This window comes from Mesorhizobium sp. WSM2240 (assembly GCF_040438645.1).
In the GTDB taxonomy this organism is placed as follows: domain Bacteria; phylum Pseudomonadota; class Alphaproteobacteria; order Rhizobiales; family Rhizobiaceae; genus Allomesorhizobium.
The window spans coordinates 4,825,108-4,850,846 of record NZ_CP159253.1 but is presented as its reverse complement, the minus strand read 5'-3'; the positions used below and the strand labels follow the sequence as shown (position 1 = coordinate 4,850,846).

Genomic DNA, 25,739 nt, shown 5'->3' with positions numbered 1-25,739 from the left:
GTGCAATCAGGCGAAGTTTTTCGCGTAGGCGTCGATATGGCTCTTCAGCTGGGCGCGCAGATCGTCCGACAGCGCCTTTTCCTTGCGGATGCCGTCGAGCACTTCCTTGCCCTCCGAGCGCATATGCGCCAGCAGGCCCTGCTCGAACTTGCCGACCTGGGGCAAGGTCAGCTTGTCGAGATAGCCGTTGACGCCGGCGAAGATCACCGCGACCTGCTCTTCCGTCTTCAGCGGCGAGAATTGCGGCTGCTTGAGCAATTCGGTCAGGCGTGCGCCGCGGTTCAGCAGGCGCTGCGTAGCGGCGTCAAGGTCGGAACCGAACTGCGCGAAGGCCGCCATTTCACGGTACTGCGCGAGTTCGCCCTTAATCGAGCCGGCGACCTGCTTCATCGCCTTGATCTGCGCCGACGAACCGACGCGCGACACCGAGAGGCCAACGTTCACCGCCGGGCGAATACCCTGGAAGAACAGGTTGGTCTCGAGGAAGATCTGGCCGTCGGTAATCGAGATCACGTTGGTCGGGATGTAGGCCGAAACGTCGTTGGCCTGGGTTTCGATGACCGGCAGAGCCGTCAGCGAACCGTTGCCATTCTCATCGTTCAGCTTGGCGGCGCGTTCGAGCAAGCGCGAATGCAGGTAGAAAACGTCGCCCGGATAGGCTTCGCGGCCGGGCGGGCGGCGCAGCAGCAGCGACATCTGGCGGTAGGCGACGGCCTGCTTCGACAGGTCGTCATAGGCGATCACCGCATGCATGGCGTTGTCGCGGAAATACTCGCCCATGGCGCAGCCGGCGAACGGAGCCAGGAACTGCATCGGAGCGGGGTCCGAAGCGGTCGCGGCGATGATGATTGAATATTCGAGCGCGCCGCGCTCCTCCAGCACCTTGACGAACTGCGCGACGGTCGAGCGCTTCTGACCGACGGCGACATAGACGCAGTAGAGCTTCTGGCTCTCGTCGTCGCCCTGGTTCAGCGGCCGCTGGTTGAGGAAGGTGTCGAGAATGATCGCGGTCTTGCCGGTCTGGCGGTCGCCGATGACCAGTTCGCGCTGGCCGCGGCCGATCGGGATCAGCGCGTCGATGGCCTTGAGGCCCGTCGACATCGGCTCATGCACCGACTTGCGCGGGATGATGCCGGGCGCCTTGACGTCGACGCGGCGGCGCTCGGCGGCGACGATCGGGCCTTTGCCATCGATCGGATTGCCGAGCGCATCGACGACGCGTCCGAGCAGGCCCTTGCCGACCGGCACGTCGACGATCGAGCCGGTGCGCTTGACGGTGTCGCCTTCCTTGATGTCGCGGTCATTGCCGAAGATGACGACGCCGACATTATCCTCTTCGAGGTTCAGCGCCATGCCGCGGATGCCGCCCGGAAACTCGACCATCTCGCCGGCCTGGACATTATCGAGGCCATAGACGCGGGCAATACCGTCGCCGACGGAGAGAACCTGGCCGACTTCGGAGACTTCAGCCTCCTTGCCGAAATTCTTGATCTGGTCTTTCAGAATTGCGGAAATTTCCGCGGCGCGGATGTCCATCAGCCGACCTCTTTCAGTGCGAGCTTGAGCGAATTGAGTTTGGTTTTGAGCGAAGTATCGATCTGGCGCGAGCCGATCTTGACGATGAGGCCGCCGAGCAGCGAGGGATCGACTGTGACGGCGATCGACACGTCCTTGCCGGCGACGCCTTTCAGTGCGGTCTTGAGTTCCTTTTCCTGCGCCGGGGTCAGTGCATGGGCCGAGGTCACTTCGGCCGAGACTTCGCCGCGCTCTGCGGCGGCGATCTGGCGGAATGCCTTGATCATTGCCGGCACCGCGAAAAGGCGACGGTTCTGCGCGACCACCCGCAGGAAATTGCCGACGAGGCCGCCGATTTTGGCCTTGGCCGCGATGGCGGAGATCGCCTTGAATTGCTCGTCCGACGAGAATACCGGGCTGCGGATCATCCGAGTTAGGTCTTCGCTGCCCGCAAGCAGTGCCTCGAAGCGGCCGAGATCGGATTCCACGGCGGAAACCGCCTTTGCCTGGGCGGCGAGTTCGTAGAGCGAACCCGCATAGCGTTCCGCGACTCCAGAGATTGGCGAGCTAGACTGTGCCACGGACCGTCTTTTCTCTTGTCTGACAGGCCGCAAGATTGTTGGCGCGAGTGTGGAACTCTGCTAAATCTTTGACCTTGCTGCATTTTCTCGACGGAGAGCCTGCGCGTGACGCGTCCCCCGAACGAAAGTCGACTGCCGTCTAGCACAGGCATTTACCGACCGCAACACGTTGCCGGACGGGCGTTTGGGCAGTTTTGTCGCAGCCCGGCGGAGACGCTGCGGATTCACTGAAGGAAGCCGAACGCGAACCCCAGCGGCAGCAGTGCAAGCACAAGGTCGACCAGCACGAAAACCCAGTTGTAGAGCGTATTTCCGCGGTCGGACAGAATAGACACAAGCCGGCCAAACGCTGTGAACAGCCAGGAGAAGCCGAGCGCCAGATAGAGGAACGGCTGCGGCGTCAGCAGGATGCAGCAGAGGCCGAGACCCAGATAGAAGCCCGACATGGTCGCGCGCCCTTCCGCCACCGCTTCCGGATGGTTCTCGGTGGGCTGCAGCCGCAGGGCCTTGAACGACAGACGCGGTGCGAAGAAGAACATCAGGCCAAATAGCACGGTGATGGCGGCCGACGACCAGGCCAGCCACTCGCCTTGTGTAACCGGCCACGGAAACGCGAATTCCATTGTCGTCCCCTCCAGAATCGCTCGCACCGCTGCCATACTATCGATCGGCGGCGACTTCGCCAGATAGTTGAACGCCAGGAGAATTGTGATGGCTCAAAAGATCCCGGAGAGGCTGAGCTGGGCGGTCGATCAACTGAAGATCGCCGGTGACGAGCGGCTGCTGGAAATCGGCTGCGGCCGCGGCGTGGCCGTTTCGCTCATTTGCCCTCTGCTGACCACCGGGACGATAACCGCGATCGACCGGTCGGAGATTGCCATTAGCGCCGCCCGGCATAGAAATAAAGCTCACTTGGCTGCCGGCAAGGTATCGTTCCGCCACGCCGCGCTGGAAGATCTGGCGGGGCCGGCGCGATCCTTCGACAAGGTATTCGCCATCAACGTCAATTTGTTCTGGCTCGACGCCGCCCTCGGTCTCGACGCCGTGAGGGAGATGCTCGCACCTGATGGTATGCTCTTCCTGTTCTACGAGCCGCCAGCGCGGGCGAGGCGCAAGCAGGCGGAGGCGAAGCTTCTCGCCAATCTCGAGGTTAATCATTTCGAGGTGCTGGAGACGATCGAGGCGGATGCCAGCCGCTCCTGCCTGTTTGGCATGTTGGCAAAGCCGATGGGAAACCGTGCATAGCCTACAAAAAGCTCTGCGGGTCGATATCCACCTGCACCCGCACCGAGCCGCGTAGCTTCGGCCCGTTCGCCAGCATGGCGCGCAGGAATCCCTGCATGTCCGAGCGGCGCTCGCCCTGCACCAGAAGCCGGATGCGATGGCGTCCGCCTATCAGCGCCAGCGGCGCCTCCGCCGGTCCCAGCACATGGATGTCGGTTGCTGCGGGCGCTGCCCGCCTCAATTGCCTCGCATGCGCTTCAGCCTCGGCGCGCGTGGCCGCGCTGACGATGATGCCGGCCAAGCGACCGAAGGGCGGCAATCCCGCCTTTTCGCGCTCTGCAATCTCGCGCTCGTAGAACGCCTCGGAATCGCCCGACACGATTGCCCGCATCACCGGATGGTCGGGCTGGAACGTCTGCAACAGGCCGAGGCTCTTCTTGCCGGTGCGGCCCGCCCGCCCGGTGACCTGGCTCAGCAACTGAAAGGTCCGCTCGGCGGCGCGCGGGTCGCCATTGGCCAGGCCGAGATCGGCGTCGACTACCCCGACCAGCGTCATGTTGGGAAAATTGTGCCCCTTGGCCACCAATTGCGTGCCGATGACGATGTCGGCCTCGCCCTTGGCGATCGCTTCCAGTTCGAGCCGGAGCCGCTTCACCCCGCCCATAATGTCGGATGACAGCACGATCGTTCGCGCATCGGGAAAATGCCCGACCACCTCCTCGGCGATGCGCTCCACGCCCGGCCCGCAGGCTACCAGATGGTCGAGCGCGCCACATTCCGGGCAGGCTTCGGGCCGCTTTTCGTTATGGCCGCAATGGTGACAGACGAGCTGTCCGCGAAAACGATGCTCGACCAGCCAGGCCGAGCAGTCCGGGCACTGGAAGCGATGGCCGCAGACGCGGCAGAGCGTCAGCGGCGCATACCCCCGACGGTTGAGGAACAGCAGCGACTGCTCGCCGCGGCCAAGCGTCTCGCGCACATGCCCGATCAGCACCGGCGACAGGAATCCACCGCGCGCCGGCGGAGAGCGGCGCATGTCGATTGCCTTGATGTCGGGAAGCGCTGCTTCGGCAAAGCGCGCCGGCAGCGCGACGCGGGCGTAGCGGCCCTGGCTCGCATTGACCCGGCTTTCGACAGACGGCGTCGCCGAAGCCAGAACCACAGGAAAATCGCCGATGCGCGCCCGCACCACCGCCATGTCGCGGGCATTGTAGAAGACGCGGTCCTCCTGCTTGTAGGCGGGGTCGTGCTCCTCGTCGACGACGATAAGCCCGAGATCCCTGAACGGCAGGAACAGCGCCGAGCGCGCGCCGGCAACCACCCGGACGCCGCCTTCGGCCACCTGCCGCCAGACCTTCTCGCGCATGCGCGGCGCAAGGTCGGAGTGCCACTCGGCTGGCTTTGCGCCGAACCTGTCCTGGAACCGTTCGAGAAAAGCCTGGGTCAGCGCGATTTCCGGCAGCAGGATCAGCACCTGTCTTCCTTTTTCCAGCGCCGCGGCCACCGCCTCGAAATAGACTTCGGTCTTGCCCGAACCGGTCACGCCGTCGATCAGCGTCACGCCGAATGCGCCTGTCGCGACGGATTCGCGCAATGGCGCGGCAGCCTGCTCCTGGTCCCCGGTCAATGTCGCCGTCACAAAGCTCGGGTCGGGCGCCGCGACGACCGGCCGCGGCGGTATCATCGCCGTCTCGAACACGCCTTGACCCTTCAGCCCGTCGATCACAGTCGACGAGACGCCGGCCGCATGAGCGAGCCCCGAGCGGGTCCAGGCCAGTCCGTCGGAAGCCATATCCAGAACGCGTGCACGGGCGGCGGTCATCCGGTCAGGCTCAGCACCCGTGCGCATCAGGCCTTCGATCCACGGCTCCGGGTCCAACGCCTCCGGCGCGCGCAGGATCATCCGCGCCACCATGCCCGGTGGCGACAGCGTGTAGCCGGCCAGCCAGTCGACGAAACGGCGCATCTCCTTGCCGATCGGCGGGCAGTCGAACACCTGCTCGATCGACCTGAGCTTCTTTGCGTCGACCGTCTCGCACACGGAATCCCACACAATGCCCGCCACCTGGCGCGGCCCGAGCGGCACGCGCACGATTGACCCAGGCTCGACATGCATCCCGGCCGGAACCGCATAGGTGTAGGGCCGCTCGGCCGGCATCGGCACGAGCACGGGTACGGCAAGCAGCGGTGGCGAATCTTGTTTCATGAGGCGTGACCTTGCCCGGACTTTCGGCTAGAGCAAAGTCCAACCCGCCCGGCGCCCTCATGCGGCGCATTTCAATTTGCCAGGGAGACTGCCATGAAATTCTTCGTCGACACCGCCGACGTGAAGGAAATCCGCGAACTCAACGATCTGGGACTTCTCGACGGCGTAACCACCAATCCATCGCTGATCCTGAAATCCGGCGGCAACATCGCCGAAGTCACCAGGGAGATTTGCGGCATTGTCGAAGGTCCGGTCTCGGCTGAAGTCGTCGCCACCGAGTACAAGGAGATGATGCGCGAAGCCGAGGTGCTGTCGAAGATCGCCGACAATATCTGCATCAAGGTGCCGCTGACGCTGGACGGCCTGAAGGCCTGCAAGTCGATCACGTCAGACGGCCGCAAGGTCAACGTCACGCTCTGCTTTTCGGCGACCCAGGCGCTGCTCGCGGCCAAGGCCGGCGCCACCTTCATCTCGCCCTTCATCGGCCGCATAGACGATATGGGGGTCGACGGCATGGAACTGATCGCCGAGATTCGCACCATCTACGACAATTACGATTTCCGCACTGAGATACTCGCTGCCTCGATCCGCACCGTAAACCACGTCAAGCAGGCTGCGATCATCGGCGCCGACGTCGCGACCGTTCCGCCCGTCACGTTGAAGGCGCTGGTCAAGCACCCGCTCACCGACAAGGGTCTGGAAGCGTTTCTCGCCGACTGGTCCAAAACCGGCCAGAAGATCGGCTAACCCGGCGGGCAGCTATAGCCGCGAAAGATCCTGGCCGATCGCGAGTTTCAGCAGTTCGGCCAGCTCGCGGGCGGCACGGTTTTCGGCGTCGCGCTGGGCCCGTAGAGCGGCGAATTCCTGCCGCGGCCGGTCGTAGGACGAGGAAATCCGGCGCGTACCCCGCGCAACGACCTCGCCAGTGCCGACTCTAGTCAGCCTGTAGGACGAGGTCATCACGATCGTTCCGGCCGAGGGCCGGTCCTCCCCCGTGGTCGTAGGCGCCAGCAATGAACGGCGGTCGACCTCGGTGACGCCGAGGTCGAGCGAATACTGCGCCTTGGCCGGCTGCCCCGCGCCACCGTTCAGCATGAAGATCAGATGATTGCGCACTTCCTGGGCATATCGCGTCTGGACCGGCTTTATGTCGATCGACGGATATGCAGCCGCGCTCGTCACCGTTCCTCCAGGCGCCACTGCGTTCGAATAAAGCGGCCGCACCGTGCACGCCGATGCAATGGCCATCGCCGCGACACAGGCGGATAGAACCATGCCGCGCAGGAGACGGGCCGGGGCTTTGCGTTCAGGCGACGACATTGACGATCCTCTGCGGCACGACGATCACTTTTCGCGGGCTCTTCCCCTCGAGCGCCTTCTGCACGAAATCGAGTGCGAGCGCTGCCTTTTCGACGGCACCTTGATCTGCGTCGCGGGCGATTGTCAAATCGCCGCGCTTCTTGCCGTTGACCTGCACCGGATAGGTGACGTCGCTGTCGACGACGAGAGCGGGATCAAACTCCGGCCAGCGGCGATTCGCCACAAAGCCCTCGCTGCCAAGCGCTGCCCAGCACTCCTCGGCCAGATGCGGCATCATCGGCGCGATCATGATGATCAGGATGTCGGCGGCCTCGCGGGCGGCCGCTGAGAGGGCGGGCTCCGCCTTGCCCGAAGCGATCGCTGCAAACGGCGCCTGCATCGCGTTCACGAGCTCGTAGATCCGCGCCACCGCTTTGTTGAAAGAGAGCTTGCCGATATCTTCGCCCACCGCCTTCAGCGCCTTGTGCGCCGCCTTCGACAATGCGCCGGCCTCGCCTTCGTAGGCTGCTTGCGGCGCGACGCCGCCAAGGTGAGGAGCCGCCTCGGAAATCAGCCGCCAGACGCGCTGCACGAAGCGATGCGCCCCCTCCACGCCGGCTTCCGTCCAGATCACGTCGCGTTCCGGCGGCGAATCCGACAGCATGAACCAGCGCGCGGTATCGGCGCCGTAGCTGGCGATGATGTCGTCGGGATCGACGACGTTCTTCTTCGACTTCGACATTTTCTCGATCGAGCCGATCTCGATCTCTTCGCCCGTCGCAAGCAGCGTCGCTCGGCGCTTTCCGTCCGCCTCTTCGATCTTGACCTCGGACGGCTGCACCCAGCCCTTCGGACCCCTGTAGGTTTCGTGCACCACCATGCCCTGGGTGAACATGCCCTCGAACGGCTCGTTCACCTGGTTCAGATGGCCGGTGATCCGCATCGCCCGTGTGAAGAAGCGCGAGTAGAGCAAATGCAGGATCGCGTGCTCTACGCCGCCAATATACTGGTTCACCGGCATCCAGCCCTGCGGGCCGTCGGCATCGTTCGGCGTCGTCGGGCTCTCTTCGTTCCACGGATCGGTGAAGCGTGCGAAATACCAGGACGAATCGACGAAAGTGTCCATCGTGTCGGTGTCGCGCCGCGCCGGCTTGCAGCAGTTCGGGCAGTCGACGTGCTTCCACGTCGGATGGTGGTCGAGCGGGTTGCCCGGCTTGTCGAACGACAGATCGTCCGGCAACTCGACTGGCAGGTCTCTCTCCGGCACCGCGCCGCAGTCGTCGCAATAAACCACCGGGATTGGCGCCCCCCAGCAGCGTTGGCGCGAGATCAGCCAGTCGCGCAGACGGAACTGCACCTTGCGCTCGGCCTGCGGCCGGTTGCCGATGCCGACGCCTGACAGGCGCGTCGCCACCTCGGCAAAGGCCCCCTGCGGCGTCATGCCGTCAAGGAAGCGCGAGTTGATCATCACGCCGTCGTCGACATAGGCTTCGTCGATGATCTGGAAGGACGCCGCGTCCGCACCCTCCGGCATGACCACCGGCACGACCGGCAGGCCGTATTTGTTGGCGAAGTCGAGGTCGCGCTGGTCGCCCGACGGACAGCCGAATATGGCGCCGGTGCCGTAATCCATCAGCACGAAATTTGCGACATAGACGGGCAGCGCCCAGGTTTCGTCGAACGGATGGACGACGCGGATGCCGGTGTCGAAGCCCTTCTTTTCGGCCGTCTCGATCTCGACCGTGGAGGTGCCGCCGCGCTTGATCTCCTTGATAAAGTCCGCCAGTGCCGGGTTGCCCTCCGCGGCCTTTTTCGCCAGCGGATGGTCGGCAGCGATCGCCATGAAGGAGGCGCCGAAGATCGTGTCGGGACGGGTCGTGAAGACTTCCAGCTCGTTCTCGCCTTCCGGCGCGGTTTCCTTCGCCAGCTTCCAGCGGATCAGCAGGCCCTCGGAGCGGCCGATCCAGTTCGCCTGCATCAATTTGACCTTGTCAGGCCATTTGTCGAGCGTATCGAGGCCTTCGAGCAGTTCCTGCGACATCGACGTGATCTTGAAGAACCATTGCGTCAGGTCGCGCTGCTCGACCAAGGCGCCGGAGCGCCAGCCGCGACCGTCGATCACCTGCTCGTTGGCGAGCACGGTCATGTCGACCGGATCCCAGTTGACCTTGGCAGAGCGGCGTTCCGCCAGCCCGGCCTTCCAGAAATCCAGGAACATGCGCTGCTGGTGCTTGTAATAGGATGGGTCGCAAGTGGCGAACTCACGCGCCCAGTCCCACGACAGGCCCATCGTCTTCAACTGGCCCTTCATTGTCTCGATGTTGGCGTAGGTCCAGTCGCGCGGATTGACCTTGTTGTCGCGCGCCGCGTTCTCCGCCGGCAGCCCGAACGCGTCCCAGCCTATCGGATGCAGGACATTGTCGCCCTTGGCGCGGCGGAAGCGCGCGATCACGTCGCCTATGGCGTAGTTGCGCACATGGCCCATATGGATGCGCCCGGACGGATAGGGGAACATCTCAAGCACGTAGTATTTCGGGCGCGGATCGTCGTTCTGCGTCTCGAACAGCTTTTCGCCGTCCCAGGCCTTTTGCCATTTGGGCTCGGACGCGCGCGGATTATATCGTTCGGTTGCCATGAGGCGTTTTTCACTTAAAAGACGTGCGGATTGATGGACGGGCGGACCTTCACCACGGTTTGCCGGAACCGTCAACACCAAGGCCGCTGCTGCGGCCGAAGACCGGGATATAGCAATGACGGAAGCGGTCGAACAGCTTGCCGCGGTACGGACGAAAATCGCAGCAGCCGAAAGCGAGGCAGGGCGCGAGCCGGGTTCGGTCACTCTGGTGGCGGTGTCGAAAACCTTCGACGCCGCCGCAGTCCGTCCCGTGCTTGCGGCCGGCCAGCGCGTCTTTGGCGAGAACCGCGTCCAGGAAGCGCAAGGCAAATGGCCTGCGCTGAAGACCGAGTTTCCCGATGTCGAGCTTCACCTGATCGGACCGCTCCAGTCGAACAAGGCGAAGGAGGCGGTGGCGCTGTTCGACGTGATCGAATCTGTCGACCGCGAGAAGATAGCGGGGGCACTCACTACTGAAATCCGCAAGCAGGGCAAGGCGCCGCGTCTCTACGTCCAGGTCAACACCGGCTCGGAGCCGCAGAAGGCCGGCATCGAGCCGCGCGATGCGGTCGCTTTCGTCAAGCGCTGCCGCGATGTCCACGGCCTTGCCATTGAAGGGCTGATGTGCATCCCGCCGCTCGAGGAAAATCCCGGCCCGCATTTCGCGCTGCTTGAAAAACTCGCAGGCGAGGCAGGATTGGAGAAGCTTTCCATGGGCATGTCCGGCGACTATGAACTCGCCATTGCCTTCGGCGCGACCAATGTTCGGGTGGGAAGCGCTATCTTCGGAGCTCGGTGAGTCCCCGCTGTCAGTGCAGCACGAATTCCCCGTCGACCATGCGCCATTCGTTCGGCGCTATCAGCTTCTGGTGGGTATAGGTCACTGAATGCAGCGGGCCGTCGAGTTTCGTCCGCCAGAAATCGATGAACTTCACCAGCACCGGAAATTTCGGCGCGATGTCGTATTCCTGCCAGATGAAGGTCTGCAGCAGATGCGGGTGGTCGGGCAGGTGGTAGAGAAACTGCGCTGTGGTCAGCCCATATCCCTTCAGCATCAGTTCCATTTCCGAAATGTCGCGCATGGTGTGCTTTGAGCCTTTCAGACAATCCTCCACCGCCAGAGTGTGCGGCGAGATGGTTAACCGTCTATTGACAACGCAAATCTAGCCGATCGGGTTTCATGCGCAAAATCAAATGCTTGGCAGCATCTGGCGGTGAGTGCTGACAGCGTTGCGGCGGTGCGGGTGCGGCATGCCGCCACGCAAATCCAAGGTCTAATATTGTGGCAGGCGGCCAAATGATAATAAATGCCCGCGAATCCGCCTTCGCAGCGGAAATCCCGGCCGTGTCGCTGCCGGCTTCAATTCGGGAGGGAGAGACAGAATGTCCGAGGTAAAAATCCACCGCGTCAAGCCGGAGTGGAAGAAGAACGCGCTCATCGACAACGACACCTACCTGAAATGGTACGCCGAGAGCATCAAGAATCCGGACAAATTCTGGGGCAAGCACGGCAAGCGCATCGACTGGTTCAAGCCCTTCACCAAGGTCAAGAACACCTCCTTCACCGGCAAGGTGTCGATCAAATGGTTCGAGGACGGGCTGACCAACGTCTCGTATAATTGCATCGACCGCCATTTGAAGAAGCGCGGTAACCAGACCGCGATCATCTGGGAGGGCGACAATCCCTACGATGACCGGAAGATCACCTATAACGAGTTGCACGAACACGTCTGCCGCCTCGCCAATGTGTTGAAGAAGCATGGCGTCAAAAAGGGCGATCGCGTCACCATTTACATGCCGATGATCCCCGAAGCAGCCTATGCGATGCTCGCATGCACCCGCGTCGGCGCTGTCCATTCCGTCGTCTTCGGAGGCTTTTCCCCGGATTCGCTGGCGGGCCGCATCGTCGACTGCGAATCGAACTTCGTGATCACCGCCGATGAGGGTCTGCGCGGCGGCAAGCCCATCCCGCTCAAGGACAACACCGACAAGGCGATCGAAATCGCCGCTAAGAGCAAGGTGGAGGTCGACAAGGTGCTGGTGGTGCGACGCACCGGCGGCAAGACCGGCTGGGTTTCGGGCCGCGACCTCTGGTATCACGACGAGGTCGCCTCGGTGAAACCGGACTGCAAGCCCGAGAAGATGAAGGCCGAGGATCCGCTGTTCATCCTTTACACTTCGGGTTCGACCGGTAAGCCCAAGGGCGTTCTGCACACCACCGGCGGCTATCTCGTCTATGTTTCGATGACGCACCAATATGTTTTCGACTACCATGACGGCGACATCTACTGGTGCACCGCCGATGTCGGCTGGGTCACGGGGCACAGTTATATCGTCTATGGTCCGCTCGCCAACGGCGCCACGACGCTGATGTTCGAGGGCGTGCCCAACTATCCCTCGGCCTCGCGTTTCTGGGAGGTCATCGACAAGCACAAGGTCAACATCTTCTACACCGCACCGACCGCCATCCGCGCGCTGATGGGCGCGGGCGACAGCCATGTGAAGAAGACTTCGCGCAAGTCGCTGCGGGTGCTTGGCACGGTCGGCGAGCCGATAAATCCGGAAGCCTGGGAGTGGTATTTCCAGGTTGTCGGCGACAAGAAGGTGCCGATCGTCGACACCTGGTGGCAGACCGAGACCGGCGGCATCATGATCACTCCGCTGCCCGGCGCGACCGACCTGAAGGCCGGCTCGGCGACGCGCCCCTTTTTCGGGGTCCAGCCGCAGCTCGTCGACAATGAAGGCAAGATCATCGAAGGCGCGGCAGACGGAAATCTCTGCATCACTGATTCCTGGCCGGGCCAGATGCGAACCGTCTACGGCGACCACGATCGTTTCGTGCAGACCTATTTCTCGACCTACAAGGGCAAATACTTCACCGGCGACGGCTGTCGGCGTGACGAGGACGGCTATTACTGGATCACCGGCCGCGTTGACGATGTGATCAACGTCTCGGGCCATCGCATGGGCACCGCCGAAGTGGAGTCCGCGCTGGTCAGCCATGACAAGGTTTCGGAGGCCGCCGTCGTAGGCTACCCGCACGACATCAAGGGCCAGGGCATTTATTGCTATGTCACGCTTATGGCCGGCGAACAATGGTCGGACGATCTCCGCAAGGAGCTTATCGCCCATGTCCGCAAGGAGATCGGCGCTATCGCCTCGCCCGACAAGATCCAGTTCGCGCCCGGCCTGCCGAAAACCCGCTCGGGCAAGATCATGCGGCGCATCCTGCGCAAGATCGCCGAGGACGATTTCGCAGCGCTGGGCGACACCTCGACGCTGGCCGACCCCGCCGTCGTCGATGACCTTATCGCCAACCGGCAGAATAAGAGGGCCGAGGCGAAAGCATAAGTCGGACACAACCAAAGAGAGTGTAGTATCAATATTGAAACTTTAGATTGCTACATTACAATCTGTGGGAGCCGACTCGATCGGCGGCCACAAACTGTGCGGGGAGCAAGCAATGAAGTATCGTTGGAAGAATGGCAGCGACACATGGCATTTCTGCACGAACTGCAGCAAACGGCCTACCAGCGACTATGTCGAGCGCGACACCAAGCCTACGACAGGCGAGTTGGACAACGAGTGTATGGCCAAAGACAAAAACGGCACCTGCACCAAAAAGCAGTAACCCCGCGCCGTTAATGCGTCATCTGTACAAATCGGCCCGGGTCGGTGGCAGCCCGCTCGGACCGCGAGCCCGCCTCGTCGCCACCGTCTGGTAAATCAGCACCGAGCCGCCGTCGAAACCGAGCGAGCAGCCGGTGAGGTAGAGCAGCCACAGCCGCGCCTTCGCCTCGCCGACCTCGGCGATAGCCTCATCGAACCGGGCGTGCAACCGCTCAGCCCACAACCGGCACGTGCGGGCGTAGTGCTCGCGCAGATTCTCGACGTCGTGGACTTCGAAACCGTAAGCCTCCAGGTTTTCCACCGTCATGCCGATATGGTCGACCTCGCCGCCCGGAAAGATATATTTGATCAGAGCTTTATAGCTTGGAGCCTTGCGCTTCCAGGCCTTCCGGTCACGCTTCATTCGCCTTGTAATCGCGTGGTGCAGGTAGATTCCGCCGGGTTTCAGCAGCCGGTGGACGTCCAGGAAATAGGCCTCGTGATTGGCGAGCCCGAGATGCTCGAACATGCCGATTGACGAGATCTTGTCGAATTTTCCGGTCAGTTCGGAATAGGGCTTCACCTCTATGGTGATCCGGTCCTCCAGCCCTTCGGCGCGGATGCGCTCGCGGGCGAGCGCGGTCTGCGCTTCCGACAGCGAAACGCCGTGGCCGATGGCGCCATAATGCTTGGCGGCATGGATCAGCATGGCGCCCCAGCCGCAGCCTATATCGAGCAGCGTCTCGCCGGGCTTCAGCCGCAGCTTGCGGCATATATGGTCGAGCTTGTCGGCCTGGGCCTGATCGATGCCGTTGGCGAAATCTTTGAAGTAGCCGCAACTGTAGACCATGCGCTCGTCGAGGAAGAGCCGGTAGAAGGCGTTCGAAATATCGTAATGGTGGGTGATCGCCTCCTTGTTGGAGCCGCTGACGAACGGATTGCGCCCGGCAAGCCGGTCGAGCGCCGCGTCGCGCCCGCTCGAAAGCATCAGCGCCGGCAGATCGCGCAGCAATTGCAGTTTTGGAAGCTGGCGCAGCCTGGCCTTGAATTTCCCCTGTGGCCGCCGCTCCACGATGTCGAACAGAGACCCGTTCTCGACATCGATGGCTTTGGAAATCCAGAGTTCGATCAGGGTATTGAAGACCGGACGCCGCAAGACGCGGCCGACAATGCCGCTATCGTTAATGGCCACCACCGGCCCGCCGGCAGGCCCGATGCGCTCGCCGTTCCACAGCCGCACCGCGAAATCCGGCTTCACCTCGTCGATCAAGGTCCGGATGATCCGGGCTGCCCTGTCTGCGCTGTCCATTCTCTGCATGCCGCCGGATCGGAAGTCCGGCGTCCCCTTGGCAGGGGCATGATGGCTGCTACGGCGCGCCGCCACAACGGCTTTGTTGCATCCGGGCTACGCCTCCGGCGAATTTTCCCCTCGCACTTGCCATTTCCAAACGAACACCCCATCCTTAGCGCGTGTTCAACAAATCGAAAGGAGGTGATCCGATGTCGAGTGATTTCGTTTTCCAGAACGTGGCCTCAGCGGATTGTCCTTTCGGGAAGCAGCCTTCCCGTTAACGGCGCAAGATGCGCGGCTGGTGGTCTTCAAGCGTGGATACCGGTTTTCGGATAAGATCATGCGCTAAAAATGAGGATCACGGCCAAGGGGCCGCGCCACGGACGGAAACACGGAAGGCCGCCTGCTTCGAGAGAAGCGGCGGCCTTTTCCTTTTGTTGGTTCCTACTTGGTCAACGCCAGCCTTTCGATGTTGCGCGCGATCTCCTTGAACGCGGCGTCGAGTTCGGCGCCAGTCGAAGTCTGGTAGTAGTGCTTGACGCTGCCGCTATCGGGGGTGGCGCAATCCTTCATTACGTCTTTTGCGTAGCTGTTTTCGAGCTTGAAGCCCACGCTGAAGATTTCGATCTTCTGCGCACGCATGGCCGCGCAGAGCTTTTTCGCAGCGGTTCGGGTCGGTTCCTTACCCGCGTCGTTGTAGACCTTCGACGATTCGTTTACGTCGAAGTAAGACAGGTTAAATTCGCCGTCGGTCATGAGGATGGCGTATTTGGCAACCTTCTTGGGGTCGAACTTCGCCGGTTGCGCGCTTTTTTCGAGAACGCCCGACCACCTTTCCGAAAGCAAATACCACGCCCACTGGATGCCGATATGACCGGCAGTGCCGCCCTCGGCCACGAAGCTCTTGATCGTGGATTTGAGCGCATCCGCGTTGGCTGTCAGCGGAGCCAGCGCCGCTGACGGGCAGGCGCGGGTTCGGGTGCGCTCGGAAAACTCAGTCAGAAGCAAATCCCGGTTGACCATCGCGACATCCGGACCCGCATCCGTGTACTGCTCGGCGCCTTTGCGCTCGGTCGCGCAATTGTCCGGACGAGACCCACCGGAAACGGCGATCGGGTCATCCGACCCGGGCGCCTGCTTGCGATCGGAGGCTTTGCGCTCGACAAAGACGCTGGTGCTGGCCAGGCTGCCGGCATTGACTGAATTGGCATAGGGCACGATAGCCACTCGGACCCGCGGCTTCTTCGGGTCCTGACCGGCAAGGAACGCGTCGACGGCGTTCTCCGCTGCCGTTTTCAGATCCTTGATCTTTTGGCCCTCCATCGAGCCCGTCACATCCAGCATCATCGCCACTTCGATCGCCCTGTCGGAATAGACGGCGGCCGAGCTGATCGAAACACGGGGATCCTTGGTCGAAAAGAGCGGAAACGCCAGGTTCACATTGGCGTAAGCCGTCGCTTCGATTGTTTTCGCTGTGCGGTCGATCACCAGTTTGTCCAGCACGAATTGGTCCGTCGTAGCGAATTTGGCGTCGCCGTTGGCGTGGAGGAACGCCTCTACCACCTTGCGCGCGTCTTCTTCTTCGATAGCGCCAGTCGTGAGGTCGCGCGCCGTCGAGGTCACCGCCGAATCGAGTGCGTTGCGCAGGCTGGATTTGAGCTGATAGGACTGCGCGACGTTGACGCCATAGCCCACCGACAGCATCAGCATCGAGGCGATCACACCCGTAAGCACCGCGAAATTGCCGCTTCGGTCGTTGGCCAGATCGCCGGCAAGCTGTTTCGTTTTTTTGAGGATCCGCATCGTTCCTGCCTCCACGCTCAGCGGATAAGCCGCTTGGCCCAACACAGTGCAGGAATCCGGCCGGGAACCTTGTGCGACCCGAACATCATCGATCGCGGGGACTAATCGATTGTTTTCACCGCGCTTTTCCGGTCGAGGTGGTAAACCGGAGGTTAACGTTAAGCTTGGGGTTTCGTCCTGGTGCCGCCTTGCGAGACGGACGCGGAAACACACCGGAAGACATGTGCCACAGCGGGACGGCATCCTGTGCCATACTGGATCAGCCGCACCAGCTTCGCCGCTTGCCGCCCCGGTACGGGCGCACGATGTCACGTTCGAGCATGATCTCGGAGACGGCGGAACCGTCCGGTGTCGCAACATCCGCCAGCACGCGGCCGTAATATTTCGCCCCGCCGATGTTGGAGATTGACACAGCGCCGTCTCCCAGCAGTTCCGCCAGAACAGCGCGTGCGTGAAGGGCGGCGAGGCGCTCGCGCTGGCAACGGCTCTTCATCTCGGGCGCGTCTATGCCCCGCACACGGATGTTCACGCGCACCGAGTGCCCCGGCCAGACATGCGCCTCGGCAAGGAACGTGTCGCCGTCGATGATCTCGATGACGGTGGCTTCGACCGGACCCTTGAAGCGTTTGGCGGCTTCGGCCGGAGCAGCGGGCGAAAGGAGGGATGCAGCAGCGAGCATGGCCCGTAAGAACCGCGTCAGAGATGGGAATGGCGTCGGCGAATCCATAGCAAGGCATTTATTCCTATTTTCGGGAACAATGCAATGCCTAGCGGAGGATCAGGCGATCATATGCGCGCCGACAGTGCGGTCGACGCCGTGATAAGGCGGCTTGGCCGGGTGGCTCTCCTGCTCGTAGGTCCAGACCTTGAACGTGGTCAGGCTGTGCGGTCCGAAACTGTGCAGCAGCGGTACGTCGGTTGCGTCGCGGCCGCGCGCCACCACCACGCGGCCGATGCGCGGCATGTTGTGACGGGCGTCGAACGCGTACCATTTGCCGCCGAGGAACGCCTCGAACCAGGCATTGAAATCCATCGGCGCCGGGTCCGGCGGCACGCCGATGTCACCGAGATAGCCGTTCACGTAGCGGGCGGGAATATTCATGCAGCGGCAGAGCGTGATCGCCAGATGCGCGAAATCGCGGCAGACGCCGACACGTTCCTCATGCGCCTGGGCGGCCGTACGCGTGCATCGCGCATAGCCGTAGCCGAAGGACAGCCGGTCGTGCACGTAATCGACGATCGCCTGCACCCGCGCCCAACCCCTCGGGGTCTGGCCGAACAGGTTCCACGCGAGATTGCCCAGATGGTCGGTCTCGCAATAGCGGCTGCCGAGCAGGTAGCCGATCACGTCGTCCGGAAGTTCCTCGATGGGCGTCTCGCCGGCCAGCAGGTTGGTCTCGTCGGGCTCGCCGCTGTCCTCGATCACCGCATCATAGAGAATGCGAAAGCCACCCGCCGGGGCCAGGAAGCGGCGGCAGCTGTTGCCGTAGCGATCCTCGTAGACATGGCTCGGCGTCGACGGCGAGGTCAGCACGCGGGTCTGCCGCTTTATGTCCTTCTGGCGGTCCTTATGGATTTCCAATACCGAGATGACTGGCGTCGGCTGGGGGCATTCGATAGCGATTTCGTAGCCGAGCCTGATGAGCATCTGTGTAACCCCGCGCAGAGGAGAAAGGACGTTCGGCGCTCAACGCGTTGCCCCATTTCTTGTTCCGCTAATGCTTCGGGTCGGTACGGTCGGGAGAAGCGCCCGCCAGGGGGTCGATGCAGCCTCAAAAATCGCTGGTCAGGCCTTTTATTTCCCAATCGCCATAGCGTCCCGGCTCATGGCCTCCACGCCCGCCGATCTCCTTGGGCAGGGCCGCTTCGCGGTCGCGGTAAGCCTTGCGCCGAGCTTCCGCCTCCTTGAGCGCGCGTTCCGCCGCCGAACTGATGCGCTTTGTAGCCGTTAGGCCCTGCTGGACGGGGGGGTCGCCGGGCTTGTTCGGATTGCTATCGGACATCGACGCTCCTGGAAGATGATTGAAACTGGGCGGTTGGTTTACCATCATATAGTCGGACCGACGCTGCGGTTCGAGCCTTTTCCCTGAGCAGCCGGCCATCATGGAGTCGACGATGAACATGATACGCACCGCGATGCTTCTGGCCTTCATGACCGCGCTCTTCATGGGCGTCGGCTACCTGATTGGCGGCGGCGGCGGCATGATGATCGCCTTCCTCATCGCCGCGGGCATGAACCTCTTCAGCTACTGGAACGCCGACAAGATGGTGCTCAGGATGCATCACGCCGTCGAGGTCGACGAACGCAACGCGCCCGAATATTACGGTATCGTGCGCGACCTAGCCGCGAGCGCCGGGCTGCCTATGCCGAAGGTCTACCTGATCGACAATCCGCAGCCCAACGCCTTCGCCACCGGCCGCAACCCGCAAAATGCCGCCGTGGCTGCCACAACCGGCCTGCTGCAGTGCCTTTCCTATGAAGAAGTCGCCGCCGTCATGGCGCACGAGCTGGCCCACGTGCAGAACCGCGACACGCTGACCATGACGATCACCGCGACCCTTGCCGGCGCCATCTCCATGCTCGGCAACTTCGCCTTCTTCTTCGGCGGCAACCGCGACAGCAACAACCCGCTCGGCATTGTCGGCATACTTGTGGCCATGATCGTCGCGCCCCTGGCTGCAGCTCTGGTGCAGATGGCGATCAGCCGTACCCGCGAATATTCCGCCGACCGCCGCGGCGCCGAGATCTGCGGCAACCCGCTCTGGCTCGCATCCGCCCTTGACAAGATCGCCCGCAACGCCGAACGCATCCACAATCCGGATGCCGAACGCAACCCGGCCACGGCACATCTTTTCATCATCAATCCTCTTTCCGGCGAGCGCATGGACAATCTCTTCTCGACCCACCCCAACACCGAGAATCGCATCGCCGCGCTCCAAGCTATGTCGCAAGCGGGCGGCGGCCCTCAGACTCGCCACGAGCAGCAGCCTTGGGGCGCGCCAGCGGCGGAACGCCCGGCCGAGCCGAAAGCTGAAGCTCCGAAGGCCAATCCCTGGGGCCGCAACCCGACCGGGCCGAAGGGCCCGTGGTCGTGACGGCTGAGAAAAGCCTGCACCGCAGCCGCAGATCGCCCGAAAGAGCAGCACCAGCCCGCGATCCGAACGTCCCGGGCCTCGCCGCGCGTAAGGCGGCGGCCAAGCTGCTCGCAGCCGTCGTCGATGCGAAGACTTCGGCCGACGGGCTGACTGACCATGAACACGGCCATCCGCAATACAGAGCGCTCGATATGCGCGACCGGGCGCTGGTGCGGGCGATCCTCGTGACGGCGCTGCGCTTTCGCCGTACCATCGACAATCTCATCTCGGCCCGGCTGGAAAAGCCGCTGCCCGCCAACGCCACGGCGCTCTCGCACCTGTTACATGTGGCCGCCGCCCAAATCCTGTTCCTCGACATTCCCGACAGCGCCGCGGTCGACCTCGCTGTCACCCACGCCAAGTCCGATCCGCGCACCGCGCGCTTTTCCGGACTGGTCAACGGCGTGCTCCGCTCGCTAGCGCGCGGCAAGGCTTCGGAACTGCCGGCCATGCTGGCCGACACGCAGGACGCGCCTGAATGGTTCCGCAGCCGGCTCGCTTCCGCCTATGGTGCCGACACCACGAAGAAAATCCTCGCCGCGCACCGCGTTGAGGCGCCGGTCGACTTCACCGTCAAATCCGATCCTGAACGCTGGGCTGCCGAGTTCGGCGGCGTCGTCCTGCCCACCGGCTCGGTTCGTGTTGCCCGGCTTGCAGCGCCGGTCGCCGAACTGCCCGGCTTTTCCGAGGGCGCATGGTGGGTTCAGGATGCCGCCGCGAGCCTGCCGGCCCGTCTGTTCGGCAATATCGCCGGCTTGCGCGTCGCCGACCTCTGTGCCGCGCCCGGCGGCAAGACCGCGCAACTTGCGGCCGCGGGCGCGCATGTCACCGCCATCGACAGCTCGAAGAACCGCCTCGCCCGACTCGAATCAAATCTCCAGCGTCTCGGTCTGGCCGCAACGACTATCCAGGCAGATATCCTGCAATTCAAGCCGGAACGGCTTTTCGACGCCGTGCTGCTCGACGCGCCGTGCTCCTCGACCGGCACGGTGCGCCACCATCCGGATGTGCTATGGACAAAGTCGCCGGCCGACATCGAAAAGCTCGCGGACCTGCAGCGCCGCATGCTCGAACGGGCGATCGGCTTCGTGAAGCCCGGCGGCCGCATCGTGTTCTCCAATTGCTCGCTCGATCCGCTGGAGGGCGAGGCGCTTCTCGCCGCATTCCTCGAAGCGCAGCCCGGCGTCGCCGCCGATCCCATACTGCCCAGCGAGTTTCCCGTTCTTGGCCAGTATCTGACTCCTGATGGCGCGCTCCGCACCACTCCCGCCGACATGGCGCTCGGCGACCCCGCCATTTCGGGCATGGACGGCTTCTTCGCCGCGCGCCTGCGCCGCGTTGGCTAACGCATCGAACATCGGAGTCGAGGGGTTCCGATGATTCACCACTGGCTCCCCACCATGCATTTCCTGGCCAGGGCTTGTGGGAAAAGAGCGAGGCTGGGCCTCGCTTTTTTGTTGGGCCGGTGAAAGAACTTGGTTCCTGATGCGCGGGGGTTTGACGAATGCCGGATGGAACAAAGTCACGGTCGTGGTGGACAACCGCGCATGTCTCGTTTTTTGCCGGTCCATTTGGCGGATTTCTGTGGATTGGGCGGGGCCTACTGGCCGTTATCAGCCTGGCAGCGATCACCTTGGCAGGCCTGTATCTGTCCTATTTTGGCTTTCCGATACTCCCCGGTCTGGACTTGGATATCCAATCCGCCGCGGGACTATTTAATATTGGCGCTGGTATTCTATCGTCACTTCTCGTCGTTCCACTGGCGGCGCGGTCGAAGCCGAACAGATGGTATTCCCATGGGCTGTTCGTTCTTCTTTTAGCCGGCGTTCTGTCCTGGGGAGTGGCGTTTGTCATTCGATCATTCCTGTTTCAGCCCTTTTCGTTACCGGCCGGCAGCATGCAACCGACGCTCCTGGAGGGCGATCACTTCTTCGTCTCCAAAACCGCATACGGCTATAGCCGCTACAGCGTGCCTTTCGGACTAATGCCGATCCAAGGGCGCATCTTTGGCAACGAGCCGGAGAGGGGCGATATTGTCGTTTTCAAATCCCCTCAGAATTTGAACGTCGACTACGTCAAGAGGATCGTCGGCCTTCCGGGCGAGAAAATTCAGATGATCGGCGGCGTACTCCGCATCGATGATGTGCCTGTTCTGCTTGAGGAGATCGGCCCCTACACAGCGGTAGAAATTGGAGAAAACTCCGCAAGATTGCAGCGGGAAACCCTGCCAAATGGCGTCTCATATGCGGTCATAAACCTCATGGACAGGTCTCTTGGCGACGACACCCGGCTCTTCACCGTACCAGCAGGCCATTACTTCATGCTCGGCGATAACCGGGACAATTCCCTAGACAGCCGCTTCAATATTGGGTTGGTTCCATATGAGAACCTGGTTGGTAGGGCTGTGCGTCTTTTCTGGAACTCCAACGGGATTGACTATTCGGCTCGGCAATCTCTCTCCGGTGGCGCAACTCGCGACTAGTTTGGTCTAGTTGGCCGTTGTCGGCTTCCGTGAAAGCCAGACCTCGACCTCGTGATCGCGGCCGCGGACATGGATGGGGCCGTGCTCGACCATTCCGGCGAGTGCGTCTTCGTCCCCCGCCCGCTTCACCGCCTCGATGAGATCGGCGCCGACGCAGACCTCGGCATTGAGTTCGCGGCACATTGTCTGCAGCCGGCTCGCCACATTGCAGGTGTCGCCAACCACTGCGAAGGAGAGATTGCGTTCGCTGCCGATAGCGCCGAGCACCACCGGGCCGTACTGGCAGCCGATGCGGACATCGACCGGCGCGCTGCCCCTGGCGCGGCGCTCGCCGTTCCACTCTTCCACGGCCGCCGCCATGGCTCGGGCGCAGCGCAGTGCACGCGTGGCATCGTCCCTAGCCGAAGCCGGGACGCCGAAAGTCGCCATGATGCAGTCGCCGATGTAATTGTCGACGGTGCCGCCATGGTCGAACACCACCTGTTCCATGCGGCGGTGGAAGGTGCGCAGCAATTCGAACACCTGCTCGGCCGGGTGGTCCTCCGAATAGGCGGTAAAGCCAACGATGTCGGCAAACAGTACCGCGACGTCCTGACGGCGAACCGGGCCGAACGGCTCGTCGTTCGAGGCCAGTTCATCGACCACGTTGGGCGAGAAATGGCGGGCGAGGTTGGAACGCGCGCGCTCGGCGGTCGTGTAATCGTCCGCCATCTTGCGCGAGCGCGAAACGACGGTGGCGAGAATTCCGGTGATAATCAGGATCACCACGACATGCGTGAGCTGATCGATCACGTCGACGAAATTCGGATTGAAGTAGAGCCTCACATGCTCTTCGAACCGCATGTTCTCGGCCTGTATAAGCGCAATTATCGTGCCCGGACGCGTGATGACCCAGACGACAGCCGCGGTCCAGCAGATCGCCGCCGCCAGGCCGAGCCAAGCCGCCAGACGCGGCGAAAGCGTCAGTGCGCCGAGACAGACGAAGATCAGCAGATATTGGAAACCGGCCTCCCGCAGACTCATGGCCGGCGGCATGACAATCTCGGCAAAGGGATTCGGTCCGACCAACAGAAGCGTCAGCAGAATCATGTCGAGCGTGCCGAAGACCGCGCCCACCCACACCGGGCTGTAGCCTTTCTTCACGAGTCGGTAGTGGACGAGCCCGATCAGGAAGAAGACGAAGACGGCCGAGAACATGAAGCCGGACGCCGGATCCCATTTTGCGAACACGGCGAAGAACAGCTCCACCGCCAGCAGTGCCGCTGTGCGCGCCCAGAATTGCAGGCGGGCACCTTCGCGCTCGGCTTTTGCCATGAGCGACCCCAGCCTCAGGCGGCGTCTCTGTTCCAGATTCAGAGGCGCGGTCGTGGCCACGAAAAACTCGGGAGGCGGCTGGATTTGCATGCGGGATTCCGGCGCTGAACGCGAGGCCACCCGCTAAACGGGTCAGCGAATCTCGCGCAAAATATAATCATACAGCAATTGCGCCGTAGCAGAGAGCGCCCGGTTGCGCGTTCGGATCATGCTGTAGGGCTGGACGTTGATCTCGAAGGGGACGGGCAGGATCTCGATGGCGCCGCTCAAGCCTTCGTCGCTCTTGATGAATTTCGCCACTTCAAGCGCTATCGGCGCGATGGCGTCGGATTGCGCGATCATAATGAGGGTGAGCAGCACCGAGCTCGTGTTCAGCACGCGATCGGGCAATGCGACATTGTGGGCCATAAAGATGCTTTCGATGGTCCGGCGAAGCAGCGAGCCGCTCGGCTGGAACACCCATTCGTACTTGGTCATCTGCTCGAGGCGCACGCTTGCCGCTCCCGCCAGCGGATGGCCGCGCCGCACCATCAGGCACGCCTTCTCGATGCCGATGACGCGGCTTTCGAACAGGCGCGGGTTCAAATCGTCGGGAATGCGCGAGATGATGAAATCATGGCGCGAGGCGAGCAGTTCGCGCGCCAATATATTGCTGGTCTCGATCTGCACATTGATCTCGATACGGGGGTAGAGCGCGCGGACCTTACGGATCGCCGGCACCGCAAGCTCGATCGCGGGCGCGGTGACCGCGCCGAGGAACACCGAACCGCCCTTGCCGGATTTCAGGTCGGAGATTTCTCGGTCGACCTCGCGCATTTCAAGCAGCACCGCGCGAGCCCGCCGCGCTAATGCGTTACCGTAGGGGGTAAGCCGGACGCCACGCGGCAGTCTTTCGCAGAGCGGCACGGCGAGTATGTCCTCCATCTCCGCGATCATACGCGAGGCGGCGGGCTGCGAGATGTTGAGCACATGGGCTGCGGCGCTGATCTGGCCATGCTCGTCGAGCGCCACGATCATGCGCATATGCTGGAGCTTGAGGCCGCTTCGCAGCAGCCTGTCGCCCTCTTCGGACAGGGCAGCATTCCGCACGGCCATGAGCGACCCGGTCGCATCGTTCGCCATTTCCGCCTCTCCTCCGGCTGGTATATCAAAAGCAGCATGTCATTGCGCATACAACGCATTTGACAGTTATACCAATCGAATCCAACGTGGTGAGGTCACGGGCACGCCCGGTGGCGGCGTCCCGCCGTGCATCGAGGGAGGTGCATCGGCCCGCGGACGACAATGGGAGGACTGCCAAATTATCATATGAGCCGGACCGCCTTGCGCGACCGGGAGACTTGCGTGCCGCCGGAATAGCCGGCCGCCATCATCATAAGGGAGATCACAGTGAAAATTATCAAGACGTTGGTCGGCGCGCTGGCGCTTGCCGCCATGACGTTCACCGTACAGGCCCAGGACAAGGGCACCGTCGGCATCGCAATGCCGACGAAATCGTCGCTGCGCTGGATCAGCGACGGCGATGCGCTCGTCGCCGCGCTGAAGGAAAAGGGCTACGGGACCGACCTGCAATACGCCGAGGACGACATCCCGAACCAGCTCGCGCAGATCGAGAATATGGTGACCAAGGACGTCAAGGCCCTGGTCATTGCCTCGATCGACGGCACGACGCTTTCGGCAGTCCTGCAGCAGGCCGCCGACAAGGGCGTCAAGGTCATCGCCTATGACCGCCTGATCCGCGACAGCGGCAATGTCGACTATTACACCACCTTCGACAACTTCAAGGTCGGCGTGCTGCAGGCCGAGTCGCTGCTCAAGGGCCTCGGCTATCCCGAGAATAAGGGTCCGTTCAACATCGAGCTTTTCGGCGGTTCGCCGGACGACAACAACGCCTTCTTCTTCTACGACGGCGCAATGTCCGTCCTGCAGCCGCTGATCGACAAGGGCGACCTCGTCGTCAAGTCGGGCCAGATGGGTATGGAAAAAGTCGGCACGCTGCGCTGGGACGGCGCGGTCGCGCAGGCCCGCATGGACAACATCCTGTCGGCCAACTATTCCGACGGCAGCCGCGTCGATGGTGTTCTGGCGCCCTATGACGGCCTCTCCCGCGGCATCATCTCGTCGCTGCGCGGCGTCGGCTACGGCACGGCCGACCAGCCTTGGCCGATCGTCACCGGTCAGGATGCCGAGACCCCGTCCGTCAAGGGCATCATCGCCGGCGAGCAGTATTCGACCGTGTTCAAGGACACGCGCGAACTGGCCAAGGTGACGGCGAACCTCGTGGACGCCGTGCTTTCGGGCAAGGAACCGGAAATCAACGACACCAAAACCTATGAGAACGGCGTCAAGGTGGTTCCGTCCTATCTCCTGGTTCCGGTCTCGGTCGACAAGTCGAACTACGAGGAAATCGTGGTCGGCTCCGGCTACATCAAAGCCGAAGATCTGCAGTAAGGCAGTCCCGCCTTCTCCCTTTCACGGGCGAAGGCGGCCCAAAAAGAGGCTGGACGGGGCGGCATCGGTACTTGACCGCGCCCGTCCGCCTGCCTGGCTTCTTCTCCCGTCAAATATGGAGAGGACCTGCTGCAACCTCCGAGCCAGCGATGGCCGAATTGGGTGATTGGGCTATCCTCGCCCCTGTTCAACGGGCGAACGGTCCAAGCGATAAA

Annotated in this window: 23 protein-coding genes; 9 read left to right on the top strand and 14 right to left on the bottom strand. The window is 62.6% G+C overall.

The features are described 5' to 3' along the window. Window positions 1-6 precede the first annotated feature (6 nt). The 3 genes from atpA to ABVK50_RS24060 form a co-directional block, all read right to left on the bottom strand. Window positions 7-1,536 (bottom strand): F0F1 ATP synthase subunit alpha, encoded by a 1,530-nt coding sequence (gene atpA, locus ABVK50_RS24070; protein ID WP_353644189.1) that lies wholly within the window; start codon window positions 1,534-1,536, stop codon window positions 7-9. Further along, entirely contained in the window at window positions 1,536-2,096 is a 561-nt protein-coding gene (locus ABVK50_RS24065) for a F0F1 ATP synthase subunit delta (protein ID WP_353644190.1), read from the bottom strand. The genes atpA and ABVK50_RS24065 overlap by 1 nt, the downstream gene beginning before the upstream one ends. Before the next feature lie 224 nt (window positions 2,097-2,320). Continuing rightward, window positions 2,321-2,719, bottom strand: coding sequence for a DUF4345 family protein (locus ABVK50_RS24060; protein WP_353644191.1), 399 nt, complete (start codon window positions 2,717-2,719; stop codon window positions 2,321-2,323). A gap of 88 nt (window positions 2,720-2,807) precedes the next feature. Here ABVK50_RS24060 and ABVK50_RS24055 point away from each other — a divergent pair, with 88 nt between their 5' ends. After that, window positions 2,808-3,341, top strand: coding sequence for a class I SAM-dependent methyltransferase (locus ABVK50_RS24055; protein WP_353644192.1), 534 nt, complete (start codon window positions 2,808-2,810; stop codon window positions 3,339-3,341). Between the two features lies 1 nt (window position 3,342). Here ABVK50_RS24055 and ABVK50_RS24050 read toward each other — a convergent pair whose 3' ends face one another. Beyond that, window positions 3,343-5,526, bottom strand: coding sequence for a primosomal protein N' (locus tag ABVK50_RS24050; RefSeq protein ID WP_353644193.1), 2,184 nt, complete (start codon window positions 5,524-5,526; stop codon window positions 3,343-3,345). 93 nt (window positions 5,527-5,619) lie between these two features. Here ABVK50_RS24050 and fsa point away from each other — a divergent pair, with 93 nt between their 5' ends. Then, complete coding sequence (fsa, locus tag ABVK50_RS24045; protein WP_353644194.1) at window positions 5,620-6,273, top strand: fructose-6-phosphate aldolase; 654 nt, start codon at window positions 5,620-5,622, stop codon at window positions 6,271-6,273. Window positions 6,274-6,285: 12 nt separating this feature from the next. Here fsa and lptE read toward each other — a convergent pair whose 3' ends face one another. Both lptE and leuS read right to left on the bottom strand, forming a co-directional pair. Continuing rightward, window positions 6,286-6,846 (bottom strand): LPS assembly lipoprotein LptE, encoded by a 561-nt coding sequence (gene lptE, locus ABVK50_RS24040; RefSeq protein ID WP_353644195.1) that lies wholly within the window; start codon window positions 6,844-6,846, stop codon window positions 6,286-6,288. Then, window positions 6,833-9,460 carry a leucine--tRNA ligase gene (gene leuS, locus ABVK50_RS24035; protein ID WP_353644196.1) on the bottom strand — a complete coding sequence of 876 codons (2,628 nt, stop codon included), beginning with the start codon at window positions 9,458-9,460 and terminating at the stop codon, window positions 6,833-6,835. The genes lptE and leuS overlap by 14 nt, the downstream gene beginning before the upstream one ends. 115 nt (window positions 9,461-9,575) lie before the next feature. On the opposite strand from leuS, the gene ABVK50_RS24030 reads away from it, so the two are divergent. Continuing rightward, the gene (locus ABVK50_RS24030; protein ID WP_353644197.1) at window positions 9,576-10,238 is read left to right on the top strand and encodes a YggS family pyridoxal phosphate-dependent enzyme; all 663 of its coding nucleotides are present in this window, start codon (window positions 9,576-9,578) and stop codon (window positions 10,236-10,238) included. Between the two features lie 10 nt (window positions 10,239-10,248). On the opposite strand, the gene ABVK50_RS24025 is transcribed toward ABVK50_RS24030, so the two are convergent. Further along, window positions 10,249-10,521: an aspartate-semialdehyde dehydrogenase gene (locus tag ABVK50_RS24025; protein ID WP_353644198.1), complete on the bottom strand. Its 273-nt coding sequence runs from the start codon at window positions 10,519-10,521 to the stop codon at window positions 10,249-10,251. 301 nt (window positions 10,522-10,822) lie between these two features. On the opposite strand from ABVK50_RS24025, the gene acs reads away from it, so the two are divergent. Both acs and ABVK50_RS24015 read left to right on the top strand, forming a co-directional pair. Beyond that, window positions 10,823-12,790 (top strand): acetate--CoA ligase, encoded by a 1,968-nt coding sequence (gene acs, locus ABVK50_RS24020; RefSeq protein ID WP_353644199.1) that lies wholly within the window; start codon window positions 10,823-10,825, stop codon window positions 12,788-12,790. Between the two features lie 112 nt (window positions 12,791-12,902). After that, complete coding sequence (locus ABVK50_RS24015; RefSeq protein WP_353644200.1) at window positions 12,903-13,070, top strand: hypothetical protein; 168 nt, start codon at window positions 12,903-12,905, stop codon at window positions 13,068-13,070. 18 nt (window positions 13,071-13,088) lie between these two features. Here the strand turns inward: ABVK50_RS24015 and ABVK50_RS24010 are convergent, their stop codons facing one another. The 5 genes from ABVK50_RS24010 to ABVK50_RS23990 form a co-directional block, all read right to left on the bottom strand. Beyond that, on the bottom strand, window positions 13,089-14,357 hold the full coding sequence (locus tag ABVK50_RS24010; protein WP_353644201.1) for a cyclopropane-fatty-acyl-phospholipid synthase family protein: 1,269 nt from the start codon (window positions 14,355-14,357) through the stop codon (window positions 13,089-13,091). Between the two features lie 426 nt (window positions 14,358-14,783). After that, window positions 14,784-16,454: a TadE/TadG family type IV pilus assembly protein gene (locus ABVK50_RS24005; protein ID WP_353646974.1), complete on the bottom strand. Its 1,671-nt coding sequence runs from the start codon at window positions 16,452-16,454 to the stop codon at window positions 14,784-14,786. Continuing rightward, a complete protein-coding gene (locus ABVK50_RS24000) occupies window positions 16,402-16,821 on the bottom strand; it encodes a thermonuclease family protein (protein ID WP_353644203.1) in 420 nt (139 codons plus the stop codon). The genes ABVK50_RS24005 and ABVK50_RS24000 overlap by 53 nt, the downstream gene beginning before the upstream one ends. A 99-nt stretch (window positions 16,822-16,920) precedes the next feature. Then, a complete protein-coding gene (locus ABVK50_RS23995) occupies window positions 16,921-17,790 on the bottom strand; it encodes a transglutaminase family protein (protein WP_353644204.1) in 870 nt (289 codons plus the stop codon). 124 nt (window positions 17,791-17,914) lie between these two features. Continuing rightward, window positions 17,915-18,145: a DUF1674 domain-containing protein gene (locus ABVK50_RS23990; protein WP_353645830.1), complete on the bottom strand. Its 231-nt coding sequence runs from the start codon at window positions 18,143-18,145 to the stop codon at window positions 17,915-17,917. 112 nt (window positions 18,146-18,257) lie between these two features. On the opposite strand from ABVK50_RS23990, the gene htpX reads away from it, so the two are divergent. The 3 genes from htpX (at window position 18,258) to lepB (ending at window position 21,759) form a co-directional block, all read left to right on the top strand. Next, complete coding sequence (htpX, locus tag ABVK50_RS23985; protein ID WP_353644205.1) at window positions 18,258-19,238, top strand: zinc metalloprotease HtpX; 981 nt, start codon at window positions 18,258-18,260, stop codon at window positions 19,236-19,238. 14 nt (window positions 19,239-19,252) lie between these two features. After that, window positions 19,253-20,623 (top strand): RsmB/NOP family class I SAM-dependent RNA methyltransferase, encoded by a 1,371-nt coding sequence (locus ABVK50_RS23980; protein ID WP_353645831.1) that lies wholly within the window; start codon window positions 19,253-19,255, stop codon window positions 20,621-20,623. A gap of 455 nt (window positions 20,624-21,078) precedes the next feature. Beyond that, entirely contained in the window at window positions 21,079-21,759 is a 681-nt protein-coding gene (gene lepB, locus ABVK50_RS23975; RefSeq protein ID WP_353645832.1) for a signal peptidase I, read from the top strand. A gap of 6 nt (window positions 21,760-21,765) precedes the next feature. Here the strand turns inward: lepB and ABVK50_RS23970 are convergent, their stop codons facing one another. Continuing rightward, window positions 21,766-23,073: an adenylate/guanylate cyclase domain-containing protein gene (locus tag ABVK50_RS23970; protein ID WP_353644206.1), complete on the bottom strand. Its 1,308-nt coding sequence runs from the start codon at window positions 23,071-23,073 to the stop codon at window positions 21,766-21,768. 132 nt (window positions 23,074-23,205) lie between these two features. Then, window positions 23,206-24,195, bottom strand: a complete 990-nt coding sequence (locus ABVK50_RS23965; protein ID WP_353644207.1) for a LysR family transcriptional regulator — start codon at window positions 24,193-24,195, stop codon at window positions 23,206-23,208. A gap of 312 nt (window positions 24,196-24,507) precedes the next feature. On the opposite strand from ABVK50_RS23965, the gene chvE reads away from it, so the two are divergent. Then, window positions 24,508-25,524 carry a multiple monosaccharide ABC transporter substrate-binding protein gene (gene chvE / locus ABVK50_RS23960; RefSeq protein ID WP_353645833.1) on the top strand — a complete coding sequence of 339 codons (1,017 nt, stop codon included), beginning with the start codon at window positions 24,508-24,510 and terminating at the stop codon, window positions 25,522-25,524. Window positions 25,525-25,739: the final 215 nt, after the last annotated feature.

Coding starts and splice junctions, on each gene's coding strand:
- atpA (WP_353644189.1), bottom strand. CDS start 1,536: ATGGACATCCGCGCCGCGGAAATTTCCGCAATTCTGAAAGACCAGATC.
- ABVK50_RS24060 (WP_353644191.1), bottom strand. CDS start 2,719: ATGGAATTCGCGTTTCCGTGGCCGGTTACACAAGGCGAGTGGCTGGCC.
- ABVK50_RS24055 (WP_353644192.1), top strand. CDS start 2,808: ATGGCTCAAAAGATCCCGGAGAGGCTGAGCTGGGCGGTCGATCAACTG.
- ABVK50_RS24050 (WP_353644193.1), bottom strand. CDS start 5,526: ATGAAACAAGATTCGCCACCGCTGCTTGCCGTACCCGTGCTCGTGCCG.
- fsa (WP_353644194.1), top strand. CDS start 5,620: ATGAAATTCTTCGTCGACACCGCCGACGTGAAGGAAATCCGCGAACTC.
- lptE (WP_353644195.1), bottom strand. CDS start 6,846: ATGTCGTCGCCTGAACGCAAAGCCCCGGCCCGTCTCCTGCGCGGCATG.
- leuS (WP_353644196.1), bottom strand. CDS start 9,460: ATGGCAACCGAACGATATAATCCGCGCGCGTCCGAGCCCAAATGGCAA.
- ABVK50_RS24030 (WP_353644197.1), top strand. CDS start 9,576: ATGACGGAAGCGGTCGAACAGCTTGCCGCGGTACGGACGAAAATCGCA.
- ABVK50_RS24025 (WP_353644198.1), bottom strand. CDS start 10,521: ATGCGCGACATTTCGGAAATGGAACTGATGCTGAAGGGATATGGGCTG.
- acs (WP_353644199.1), top strand. CDS start 10,823: ATGTCCGAGGTAAAAATCCACCGCGTCAAGCCGGAGTGGAAGAAGAAC.
- ABVK50_RS24015 (WP_353644200.1), top strand. CDS start 12,903: ATGAAGTATCGTTGGAAGAATGGCAGCGACACATGGCATTTCTGCACG.
- ABVK50_RS24010 (WP_353644201.1), bottom strand. CDS start 14,357: ATGGACAGCGCAGACAGGGCAGCCCGGATCATCCGGACCTTGATCGAC.
- ABVK50_RS24000 (WP_353644203.1), bottom strand. CDS start 16,821: ATGCTCGCTGCTGCATCCCTCCTTTCGCCCGCTGCTCCGGCCGAAGCC.
- ABVK50_RS23995 (WP_353644204.1), bottom strand. CDS start 17,790: ATGCTCATCAGGCTCGGCTACGAAATCGCTATCGAATGCCCCCAGCCG.
- ABVK50_RS23990 (WP_353645830.1), bottom strand. CDS start 18,145: ATGTCCGATAGCAATCCGAACAAGCCCGGCGACCCCCCCGTCCAGCAG.
- htpX (WP_353644205.1), top strand. CDS start 18,258: ATGAACATGATACGCACCGCGATGCTTCTGGCCTTCATGACCGCGCTC.
- ABVK50_RS23970 (WP_353644206.1), bottom strand. CDS start 23,073: ATGGCAAAAGCCGAGCGCGAAGGTGCCCGCCTGCAATTCTGGGCGCGC.
- ABVK50_RS23965 (WP_353644207.1), bottom strand. CDS start 24,195: ATGGCGAACGATGCGACCGGGTCGCTCATGGCCGTGCGGAATGCTGCC.
- chvE (WP_353645833.1), top strand. CDS start 24,508: ATGACGTTCACCGTACAGGCCCAGGACAAGGGCACCGTCGGCATCGCA.